Raw genomic sequence first — 9494 nt, 5'->3', positions numbered from 1 at the left:
ATGGCGCAGCTTGACACTATTACGCTTTCGGTCCTCCAGGCGGCCCTGCAGCAGGTCTGCGACGAAATGGACCTGACGTTTTCGCGCGCCGCCTTCTCGCCTGTTATCGCCGAGGCCAATGACCGTTCGGATGGCATCTATTCGGCGCTCGATGGTTCGCTGATCGCGCAAGGCAGCCAGGGCCTGCCGGTGTTCGTCGGCGTCATGCAGTATTCGACCAAAACGGTGATCGAGATGATCGCCGACGGACGCTGCCTGCCGCCCGAGCCGGGCGATATTTACATCGTCAACGATCCTTATCTCGGCGGCACCCATCTGATGGATGTGCGCTTCGCCATGCCGGTCTACCGGGACGGGAAGATCTTCTGCTGGCTGTCGAACACCGGCCATTGGCCCGACATTGGCGGTTCGGTGCCGGGCGGATTCTCCGCCTCGGCAACGGCGGTCGAGCAGGAAGGCTTGCGGTTGCCGCCGGTGAAACTGTTCAAGAAGGGCGTGCTCGACCCGGAGATCTACGCCATCATCTGCTCCAACATCCGTGTTGCCGACCAGCGCATTGGCGATATCCGCGCGCAGGCGGCGGCACTGCTGATCGGCCAGGACAGGCTCAACGGAATCCTGGATCGTTACGGAGACGAAACGGCGGTCGAAGCGATCGCCGAATTGCGGCGCCGCGCCGCTGAACAGATGCGCGTCAACATATCGGCCATTCCCGACGGTATCTATCGCTCGCAGGCCTTCGTCGATTCAGACGGCGTGGTAAACGAGCCGCTGATCATCGCGCTGGCAGTCGAGAAAAAAGGCGACACGCTCAGCTTCGACTTCTCGGGCTCATCAAAACCCTGCGCCGGGCCGATGAACAGCGTTCTGGCGACGACCTTGTCCTCGGTGTATCTCGCCATGCGCCATATTTTCCCGGATGTGCCGATCAGCGCCGGCGCCTTCGAACCGCTGATCGTCAAGCGGCCGGAAGGCACCTTCCTCGACGCCAAATATCCGCGCCCTGTGTCGGGCTGCGCAGCCGAGGTTTCGCAGCGCATCGCCGAGGCGGTGTTCGCGGCGATGGTGCGGGCTCTGCCGGACAGGGTGACGGCGGCTCCGGCTGGCTCCAGCGGCAATTTCGCACTCGGCGGCAACGACCCGGCGCGCGGCCGCGATTATGTCATGTACCAGATCTCCGGCGGCGGCTATGGCGGCAATGCCGGTCACGACGGCCTGACCAATGGCTGCTCGACCATAGGCATCTCCAAGTCGCCGCCGGTCGAAATCATGGAGCAGGCCTTTCCGGTGCTCTACCGCCACTATGCGCTGCGCGAAGGCTCCGGTGGCGCCGGCAAGCATCGCGGCGGTTTCGGGCTCGCCTATGAGGTGGAAATCCTGCGCGGCGACGCACGTGCCTCTTTCGTCATGGATCACGGCCGCTTCGGCCCGCAAGGTGCGCTCGGCGGCAAGGACGGCGCGGTCAACACGGTCGCCGTGTTCCGCGACGGCAAGGAACATGTGCCGCCGCACCTGTCCAAGGAGCAGGACATCGCGTTGAAGGCCGGCGACCGCGTGCGCGTCGGCACGCCGGGCGGCGGCGGCTACGGCGATCCCTTGCAGCGGGACGTCGATCTGGTGGCGAGGGATGTCGCGCTGGGCTATTACACGCCCGCAGAAGCCGCCGAAAAGTTCGGGGTCGCTCTCTCGGCGGATGGATTGGGGATCGACCGGGCAGCCACGGAAAAGAGGCGCGCCGGATGACGGCGCGGCCTCGGATTCCTTCATTTGCGGCCAACGATCAGTTGCGGTAATCCAGCCTCGCGACCAGCCGGTCGCCGGCCCACTGGATGCCGCAGACCAGGACGATCAGGACGATGACCACGGCGATCATGACTGACGTTTCGAAGCGCTGGTAACCGTAGCGGATGGCGAGGTCGCCGAGCCCGCCGGCGCCGATGGCGCCGGCCATCGCCGAGGCGCCGATCAGCGTCACCAGCGTCACCGTGAAGCCGGCGACGATGCCGGGCAGCGCTTCGGGCACCAGCACCTCGCGAATGATCGTCCAGCGGTTGCCGCCCATGGCGCGCGCCGCTTCGATCAGCCCGTGGTCGACCTCACGCAGCGACACTTCGGCGATCCGGGCATAGTAGGGCGTCGCCGCGATCGACAGCGGAACGATCGCTGCCCAGGTGCCGATCGAGGTGCCGACGATCAGCCGCGTCACCGGGATCAGCGCAACCAGCAGGATGATGAAAGGCACAGAGCGGAAGCCGTTGATGACAGCGCCAAGCACGCGGTTCACCCACAGGTTTTCGGCGATGCCGCCGCGGTCGGTGGCGACCAGCGCCAGGCCGAGCGGCAGCCCGAAAACCAGCGAGATGAGGCCGGAGGCGGCCGTCATCAGGATCGTTTCCCAGATCGAACGGACGAGAAGCTCAAACAGAACCGGCGACATGGCCAAGCACCTCCACCCGCGCTTGGCGGGCTTTCAAGAACGCGATCACCTCTGCCAGGTGAGCTTCATTGCTGCCGGCGACCGCAAGGAACAGTGTCCCGACAGGCTGCTGCTGGACGTGATCGATGCCGCCATGCACGAGGCGGAACGAGCCGGGAACTGCCGAGGCAAGATCGGACAAAAGCGGGCTTCGCGCGGCCTCACCGGCCACGTCGATCCTGAGGATCGCCTCCACGCCGGCGTTCCGCGTTAGCCGGCTTGCGATCTCCGCCGGCAATTGCGGCCGGATGCCGCCGAGCAGGCTCTGCGTGATCGCCGACTTGGGGTCCGCAAAAATCGACCAGACCGGGCCTTGCTCGACGATCCGCCCGGCGTCGATCACCGCGACACGATCGGCGATCGAACGGATCACCTCCATCTCGTGCGTGATGAGCAGGATGGTCAGGCCGAGCTGCCGGTTGATGTCTCTGAGCAAGGCAAGGATGGAGCGCGTCGTCTCCGGGTCCAACGCCGAGGTCGCTTCGTCCGACAGCAGCAGCGCCGGGCGCGCCGCAAGCGCCCGGGCAATGCCGACGCGCTGCTTCTGCCCGCCCGACAGCGACGCCGGATAGGCTTTCGCCTTTTCCGACAGGCCGACAAGCTCGAGCAGCTCGGCGGCGCGCGCCAGGCGTTCGGCCCTGGGCCGGCCTTCGATCTTGAGCGGCAGCGCTACATTGTCTTCGACCGTCTTTGCGGACAGCAGGTTGAAATGCTGGAAGATCATGCCGATGCGCCGGCGCAGCGGCTGCAATTCGCGCTCGCCGAGCCGGCTGATGTCGCGGCCTTCGATGAAGACCTGTCCTGAATCCGGCCGCACCAGACCGTTCAGGCAGCGTATCAGCGTCGACTTGCCGGCGCCGCTGCGGCCGATGATGCCGAGGATCTCGCCCTGGCGCACGCTGAGCGACACGCCGTCCAGCGCCGCTGTCGCGCCGAAACGGCGCTTCAGCTCGATGAGGCGCACGACATCGTTCGGTCCCGCGGAGCGGCCGCCGACGGGATGCGTGACTTCGGTGACCGAGGCGAAATGCTGGTTCATAAAAGTTCCTGTATTGGTGTCCCGCAAACGCGATCGCGGTCCGCGTTGAAGCGCGGACCGCTTTATCATGCCGGGCTTCAGCGCCCAGTCGAGCTCGGCATCAATAGGCGCTGATGCCGGTTCCCTTGTAGACCCGGTCGAATTCGGCCTTCACCTTTTCGTTCTGATAGGAGGCGACCAATGTCTTTACCCAGGGCTGGTTTTCATTGCCGGCCTTGACCGCGATGAAATTGCGATAGGGATTGTCGGCCACCGCCTCCTGGGCGATGCGGTTCTCCGGTGTGAGGCCGCTTTTAAGCGCCCAATCCGTGTTGACTACGGCCCCGTCGAGGTCTTCCACCGAGCGCCCGACGATGCCTGCGTCCAGCTCCTTGATGACCAAGTGCTTCGGGTTTTCGGCGATGTCGGTGGTCGTCGCAAGAATGCCTGTGGCCTCCCTGAGCTTGATCAGATGTTCGCTCTGCAGGACGCGCAGTGCGCGGCCCTCATTGGACGGGTCGTTCGGCACGCCAATGACCGCGCCTTCGGGCAGGTCGGCAATATTCGCGTACTTCTTGGAGTAAAGGCCGATCGGCCAGACCCCGGTATAGCCGACCGGGACGATGTGATAGCCCTGCGTCTTGATCTGGTTGTCGAGATAGGGCTTGTGCTGGAAGGCGTTGGCGTTGATTTCGCCACGCTCGAGCGCTTCATTCGGCTGGGTATAGTCGTTGAACACCACGGTCTCGATCGTCAGGCCCCTCTCCGCCGCCTGGGCGGTGACGACGCGCCAGACGTCCTCGTCCTCGCCGCTCATGATGCCGACCTTGACCGCCGTCTTGTCCTCGGCGAACGACGGCGCAGCAAGGCTGACAATCGCAACCGCTGATGCGATAAGTACAGCGAGGCCGGCGCGCCGGCTTATAGTTGCCGAGAAGAATGGAAGCAAAGTGTTGGTGTTCCCAGGCATGGTCAATCCTATCGGTTCTGCAATCGTTGCGGCCAGGCGGAATGCGAAGCCTTGCGGGCATCATCGGAAATGCTGATCTCCAGATCAAAGAACAGTATTTCACGCCAGATGGGGAGCCGGGAATATTCTCTCAAAGTTTCTGGCCTGGCGAGCACAGGACCCTGCCGCCTGGCGTGCTGACTCGGCTATGTGGCCCGCCGTGCGTCGGAACGGCGGGCCTTTCTGCGTCGGAATGCCCAACGAGGGCAGCAGTCTGGGATGTCGACAACGCTGGACGCGCCGCATGTCCCTTCAAAGCGGCGCGCTTGTTCACTCGATGACTTTCACGATCCTGCGCGTGCCAGGATCGACCAGGACGGTCCGATTGTCGACGACGACGTAGCGGTATTTGACGCTGGGAACTTCATGAAGCTCGACGGTATCGGGCAGTGTCGAGCCGACATTGAGCTCCACGCCGGGAAGCTGGACGGACGCCAGAGGCTGCTTTTTCACATACTCGCGTACGATCGTCTCCTGCTGCGGTTCGATGACCACGTCCTGGGCGGCAGCGGCGCCGACGCCCGCTAGCAACAAGAACCCAGCCGCGGCTGCGGAAAGATGCATTCTCATGATCGTCTCCTTTCGTCTGAGCCACCTCTGCGCTGCGCGGCGTCATGCCGTTCGCAACGGGGTCGCTAGGTCGGTAACGTCACCGGGTAGAGCTTGTTCCGCCGCTCGGATCGCTTGCCGTTTCGCTCGGTTAATTTGGAACAAAGTTTTTTAGCCGCAGTTTTACGCGGTGAAGGGACGCATTTTCCAAGGAGATCTCTGATGAAAGGCGTTCTGATCACCAGCATGCTAGCAATCAGCGTCAGCTGCGGAGCGGCACTTGCCCAGACGCAGCAGTCGACCGACGACCAGTCCGGCGCCAATTGCGCAGCCGGCACTGCCAACTGTCCAAATGGCGCCAAGATGGGCGAGCAGGCCCAGGGCAAGGCCGGCGCTACGACTGAACAACAGGCGCAGGGCAACAAAAAGCTGAAGACCGACGAGCAAGCCCAGGGCAAGGCTGGCGCTACGACTGACCAGCAGGCTCAGGGCAAGCCGAAAATGAAGACCGACGAGCAAGCTCAGGGCAAGGCTGGCGCCACGACTGACCAGCAGGCCACGGGCAACACCAAAATGAAAACCGACGAGCAGGCCCAGGGCAAAACCGGAACCACCACTACCGAGCAGGCCCAAGGCAACACGAAAATGAAGACCGAGGAGCAGGCTCAGGGCAAGACTGGGACCACGACCAGCGAGCAGACTCAGGGCAACGCCTCTACGCAGACGCAGGACCAGAGTTCGACCGCTTCCATCAGCAATGTGACCGTTGAACAGAAGACAGAGATTACCCAGGTCATCAAGGAAACGAATGTCCAACCGGTTTCCAATGTCGATTTCGACATCTCTGTCGGCGTCGAGGTTCCGCGAAAGAAGGTCCGGCTGCATCGTCTGCCGGCGCGCATCGTCAAGATTGTTCCGGCTTACGAATCCTATGAATATTTCGTGCTGGCCGATGGCCGAATCGTCATCGTCGATCCGAATACCTACAAGATCGTGCTTATCCTGACCTAGTTGTAGCCGGACGGTTTGCAAGACCGTTTGATTGCACCGGTAAGCCCGCGGCGCGACTTGCGCGGCGGGCCTTACCGCATCCCACTCCACAGCGTTGCAGCGTCTGCAAATCGCAGATCACGGCCCGTCCTCGGGGCGAGGAGCCAGCATGGTCTGATCGATGGTGTCGGGCAAGCATGGACTTGGAGCGCACCTTGTTCGGAATGACGCAGTGGCCATGGCATCAATATTCGGGACCAGCACCATTCTCGCGTAGTGCCGCGGCCACAGCGGTTCTCCAAACAAGATGAAGATGCCGCCAACCATCAGCGCCACCAACAAGAGCGCCGTTGCGTTTGCAAATATCTCGCCGTAGCGCATGGTAACCTGTCCCGGCCGGAAATCGATTCAGCCTGTGACAGCGGCAATCGGAACGGTGCCGAAACCCAGCTCTACTGCCCTCGGCACCTCGCGAATGCCGCCTCCCATTGGATCCTCCCGGGAATAGGCCAAGTGAATAACGGCACTCTCGGTACTTTGTTCCCGGGCCGACGACGGCCGCTCCCTTCAAGCTCGGCGTCTCCGTTGGCGAAACCGCTGGCGGTCGTCGCCCTCATTGATGCGCGGCAGCGAGATCCTTCACGTGACGTTCGTGCATTTGCAGCACCGGCAGCGTCTTTTTGGCAAATTCCTTCATCGCCGGATCGTCGCCGGAATTTGCGTAAGCGGAAAACAGCGCCACCGCTTCCTTATGCGCCTGGGTCTGCATGTCGATGTATTTCGATTGGAAGCTGTCCCCGCTGGCCTCCTTGAGTTGGTCGAGCAGCGCCTGGTGCTTGGTGTCCAGCGGCGGGCCGGCTGGCGCGGTGGCCGAAGTCGTCTGACCCTTGCTGAGCGCCGCCTTGAACTCCTCGTCGGCCTTGGTGTGGTCCGTGACCATTTGCGCCGCGAAGGCTTTTACGTCGTCGGCCTTCGCCTGCGTCTGCGCAAGTCGGCTCGATTCGATTTCGAATGTATTGGCGATGGGCACCGTCTTGACGAACGTCGCAGTGTCAACCTTGCTCATGGTGTCGGTCGTTAGAGGCGTCAGCGTCGCCGATTGGGCAAAAGCAACCAAAGGCGCGCCGGCCATCATCGCTGCCGCAGTGATGGATAGAAGTGTTTTCATGGGAGCTCTCCGAGGCTGATGTCATCCCTCGATGGCTCAACGCGGAAGCTGCAGCGAGGTTGCCTGGTCGTGGCGCCAGAGCCGCCGCGACGCCAGACAATAGTTTGGAAACGCAAAACAAAGGACGCCGGCTGCGTCCCGCAAATTGCAACGCACGCGGCGAGATCGTACGCAATCGTACAAGCTCTTTCGCTTTGCCGCGGTCTTGCTATCGTTGGCCGGGAGAGATGGGTGGAGGCTTCCGTGGGGCAGGTCAAGTCGCCGCTTGGTATGGAAACCGACAAAGCCATTCATACCGTCATGGCCGACTACCATTCCGGCGATATTCTCTCGACCACCGTCGTCATAGCCGATTTGCGCAGACGCTTTCCCTAGTTCCGGCAAACCGACGAGGAGCTGGTTGGCTTCATCGTTCGCGCGTTGGACGGTCGGGAGATCGCGGTCAGTTTTGACCACCGCGGCCGTTAGGCGCTAATTTGCGGCAAAAACCAACAGGCCGCGGAGCCTATGCTCCGCGGCCTGGTCAGGCTGTGATCACCGGGCGCTTACTTGCCGCAGTGGTTGTCGTTAACCGTCGGGGCCATCGTGCCAGGAGCCTTGCCGGTCGCATCAGGCAGAGCCCCCTGCGGGCCTGGCGGGCAATTCCGGTCGGCATTCGAATTCGTCGTTGAGAAATCGCGAATGCTGTTGGTGATGGTCGAATCCGTGCCGGTGTCCGGGCCGCCATTATTCGGGGCTACGATCGTCCGCCCGCTGCCGTCGGTAGCGTCTCCGGAGGGATCGCCGACGTTCTGGGCCATCGCTGACGTGGCCAGACCGATCGTAAGCGCGGAAGCTGCGAGAATTTTCGTGAGCATGATGCTTCTCCTTTTACGAGGGTCGTCGCGTTGCGACTACGAAAACAACCGTTCGGGCGGGCGAAGGTTCCGACAAATTCCCCATGAATTTCAGCATCTTCTCAGGTGTTCAAGGCGGCCGCCATGCCATTCTCCGCCGGCATGCATCTGTGAACTTTTCTGACGGCACGGCCCGGCATTTTGCTCGCCGCATGAGTGTACGCCTTACCGTCCCGCCGGAACAGGAATGCTTCTTGCGAGTTCATACCTTTGTACAATGCGACGCGCTGATGCGAATGGCGGCAGCGCAAACAAGGAGAGCAGACATCATGGGCCTTGGAACCATTCTCATCATCATCTTGGTCCTTGCCTTGCTTGGCGGCTTCAGCGGCTTGGGCGGCGGACCGTTCTATGGCACCGGCTATTACGGTGGTGGCGGCCTCGGCTTGGTGCTGCTTATCGTCATTATCCTGGTCCTGCTTGGGCGCATTTGATGCATGTCGCGCAAAAGCATGCCCTCGGGCTTGACCGAGGGTGTGCAGCGGTTTTGTGATAACGACATGCATAAAACAGGAACCTAAAGTGCATCGCATGAGGCCGGTCAAGCGCGACACGCGTTAGTGTCACGCTCGCGACAAAAACGCCTGCCGCTTGGTAATAAGCGCCGGGCGTTTTGTCGTGAAAAGACAAGATTTCCAAGATCCTTGGCAAACCGGGACCCTGGCCAGAAAGGGCGACTCGGTGCCCGAACCTTTCGGCGCCGAGGACGCCGCCATAGCAGCAGCTTAGTGTTGGCGATCGGCGGCCAGCGCTTCTTTCAGATCGGCGCTGAGCACACCCTCGTTGAACAGCGACATGATACGGGCTGCCAACCGCTCGCGGACAGGACTGTCGTCCGCAACACCCAACTCGCGGCAGCAGTCGTCGAGCGCTTTTCTCAGCACGCTCAGTTCGGCTGGAGTTGCTGCACCTTGCATCGACATGCCATCCTCCCTTGAAAAGGGCGAAAGCGCTAAGCGTCTTTCAAGCGTCCACTCGCCATGCCTGTGTGGACGACTCCAATTCAATTAGCGCCGCTCTCGTCCAAACTCAATGTACAGAAATTACCAAGCAGACAGTTTGGGAACGACTGTCTTGCACCTGCATTGTTGCTGCGATCCAACCCACCCTCATTTGGATCACTGGGCGTAGCCCACGACGCCCGAATGGAGCCCGTTGCATCCCTCGCGACGGGCTCTTTTGCGCCCGGCGATCTCAATTGTCGTTTTCGTACCAAGCCGTCTTTGGTACGTTTCCAACTCTAACTTTCAGTCGGATGTTTTCGTAGGCAAGCGGCAGGAGAACTGCCGTGCATCGATTCATTTTTTTATTTAGTAGGCTCCATACCTTTCAGTGCTTATATAAGCGCTATCGTTCGCAGGTTATACCGGGCGCGGACGGCTGGGAGA

The 9494-nt window shown here is 61.7% G+C and carries 12 protein-coding genes; 4 read left to right on the top strand and 8 right to left on the bottom strand.

Annotated features, from left to right (window positions below):
- Entirely contained in the window at nt 1–1743 is a 1743-nt protein-coding gene (locus NKH17_RS21530) for a hydantoinase B/oxoprolinase family protein (RefSeq protein WP_352898331.1), read from the top strand.
- A gap of 37 nt (nt 1744–1780) precedes the next feature.
- Here NKH17_RS21530 and NKH17_RS21525 read toward each other — a convergent pair whose 3' ends face one another.
- The 4 genes from NKH17_RS21525 to NKH17_RS21510 form a co-directional block, all read right to left on the bottom strand.
- The gene (locus tag NKH17_RS21525) at nt 1781–2437 is read right to left on the bottom strand and encodes a methionine ABC transporter permease (protein WP_352898333.1); all 657 of its coding nucleotides are present in this window, start codon (nt 2435–2437) and stop codon (nt 1781–1783) included.
- Entirely contained in the window at nt 2418–3515 is a 1098-nt protein-coding gene (locus NKH17_RS21520; protein ID WP_352898335.1) for a methionine ABC transporter ATP-binding protein, read from the bottom strand. Before NKH17_RS21520 ends, NKH17_RS21525 begins: the two co-directional genes overlap by 20 nt.
- Before the next feature lie 100 nt (nt 3516–3615).
- The gene (locus NKH17_RS21515; RefSeq protein WP_352898337.1) at nt 3616–4464 is read right to left on the bottom strand and encodes a MetQ/NlpA family lipoprotein; all 849 of its coding nucleotides are present in this window, start codon (nt 4462–4464) and stop codon (nt 3616–3618) included.
- Between the two features lie 309 nt (nt 4465–4773).
- Entirely contained in the window at nt 4774–5073 is a 300-nt protein-coding gene (locus NKH17_RS21510) for a DUF1236 domain-containing protein (protein WP_254815751.1), read from the bottom strand.
- Between the two features lie 201 nt (nt 5074–5274).
- Here NKH17_RS21510 and NKH17_RS21505 point away from each other — a divergent pair, with 201 nt between their 5' ends.
- Complete coding sequence (locus NKH17_RS21505; RefSeq protein WP_352647978.1) at nt 5275–6063, top strand: DUF1236 domain-containing protein; 789 nt, start codon at nt 5275–5277, stop codon at nt 6061–6063.
- A 117-nt stretch (nt 6064–6180) separates the two neighbouring features.
- On the opposite strand, the gene NKH17_RS21500 is transcribed toward NKH17_RS21505, so the two are convergent.
- Together NKH17_RS21500 and NKH17_RS21495 are read right to left on the bottom strand one after the other, a co-directional pair.
- Nucleotides 6181–6423 (bottom strand): polymerase, encoded by a 243-nt coding sequence (locus NKH17_RS21500; protein WP_352803177.1) that lies wholly within the window; start codon nt 6421–6423, stop codon nt 6181–6183.
- A gap of 232 nt (nt 6424–6655) precedes the next feature.
- A complete protein-coding gene (locus NKH17_RS21495; RefSeq protein ID WP_352507057.1) occupies nt 6656–7210 on the bottom strand; it encodes a DUF4142 domain-containing protein in 555 nt (184 codons plus the stop codon).
- A gap of 231 nt (nt 7211–7441) precedes the next feature.
- Here NKH17_RS21495 and NKH17_RS21490 point away from each other — a divergent pair, with 231 nt between their 5' ends.
- Nucleotides 7442–7585: a hypothetical protein gene (locus NKH17_RS21490; protein ID WP_352898339.1), complete on the top strand. Its 144-nt coding sequence runs from the start codon at nt 7442–7444 to the stop codon at nt 7583–7585.
- Nucleotides 7586–7755: 170 nt separating this feature from the next.
- On the opposite strand, the gene NKH17_RS21485 is transcribed toward NKH17_RS21490, so the two are convergent.
- Nucleotides 7756–8067: a hypothetical protein gene (locus tag NKH17_RS21485; RefSeq protein ID WP_352803185.1), complete on the bottom strand. Its 312-nt coding sequence runs from the start codon at nt 8065–8067 to the stop codon at nt 7756–7758.
- A 308-nt stretch (nt 8068–8375) separates the two neighbouring features.
- On the opposite strand from NKH17_RS21485, the gene NKH17_RS21480 reads away from it, so the two are divergent.
- Entirely contained in the window at nt 8376–8540 is a 165-nt protein-coding gene (locus NKH17_RS21480) for a DUF3309 family protein (RefSeq protein ID WP_023677107.1), read from the top strand.
- A gap of 291 nt (nt 8541–8831) precedes the next feature.
- Here the strand turns inward: NKH17_RS21480 and NKH17_RS21475 are convergent, their stop codons facing one another.
- The gene (locus tag NKH17_RS21475) at nt 8832–9029 is read right to left on the bottom strand and encodes a hypothetical protein (protein WP_254815757.1); all 198 of its coding nucleotides are present in this window, start codon (nt 9027–9029) and stop codon (nt 8832–8834) included.
- Between the last annotated feature and the right edge of the window lie 465 nt (nt 9030–9494).

Origin of the sequence: Mesorhizobium sp. M1334 (assembly GCF_040317995.1) — a bacterium.
GTDB lineage: Bacteria > Pseudomonadota > Alphaproteobacteria > Rhizobiales > Rhizobiaceae > Mesorhizobium.
This window is presented reverse-complemented; position numbering and strand designations above follow the sequence as displayed.

What these genes read in the sequence shown, in the direction of transcription:
- NKH17_RS21530 (WP_352898331.1), top strand. Translation starts at nt 1, where the DNA reads ATGGCGCAGCTTGACACTATTACGCTTTCGGTCCTCCAGGCGGCCCTG.
- NKH17_RS21525 (WP_352898333.1), bottom strand. Translation starts at nt 2,437, where the DNA reads ATGTCGCCGGTTCTGTTTGAGCTTCTCGTCCGTTCGATCTGGGAAACG.
- NKH17_RS21520 (WP_352898335.1), bottom strand. Translation starts at nt 3,515, where the DNA reads ATGAACCAGCATTTCGCCTCGGTCACCGAAGTCACGCATCCCGTCGGC.
- NKH17_RS21515 (WP_352898337.1), bottom strand. Translation starts at nt 4,464, where the DNA reads ATGCCTGGGAACACCAACACTTTGCTTCCATTCTTCTCGGCAACTATA.
- NKH17_RS21510 (WP_254815751.1), bottom strand. Translation starts at nt 5,073, where the DNA reads ATGAGAATGCATCTTTCCGCAGCCGCGGCTGGGTTCTTGTTGCTAGCG.
- NKH17_RS21505 (WP_352647978.1), top strand. Translation starts at nt 5,275, where the DNA reads ATGAAAGGCGTTCTGATCACCAGCATGCTAGCAATCAGCGTCAGCTGC.
- NKH17_RS21500 (WP_352803177.1), bottom strand. Translation starts at nt 6,423, where the DNA reads ATGCGCTACGGCGAGATATTTGCAAACGCAACGGCGCTCTTGTTGGTG.
- NKH17_RS21495 (WP_352507057.1), bottom strand. Translation starts at nt 7,210, where the DNA reads ATGAAAACACTTCTATCCATCACTGCGGCAGCGATGATGGCCGGCGCG.
- NKH17_RS21485 (WP_352803185.1), bottom strand. Translation starts at nt 8,067, where the DNA reads ATGCTCACGAAAATTCTCGCAGCTTCCGCGCTTACGATCGGTCTGGCC.
- NKH17_RS21480 (WP_023677107.1), top strand. Translation starts at nt 8,376, where the DNA reads ATGGGCCTTGGAACCATTCTCATCATCATCTTGGTCCTTGCCTTGCTT.
- NKH17_RS21475 (WP_254815757.1), bottom strand. Translation starts at nt 9,029, where the DNA reads ATGTCGATGCAAGGTGCAGCAACTCCAGCCGAACTGAGCGTGCTGAGA.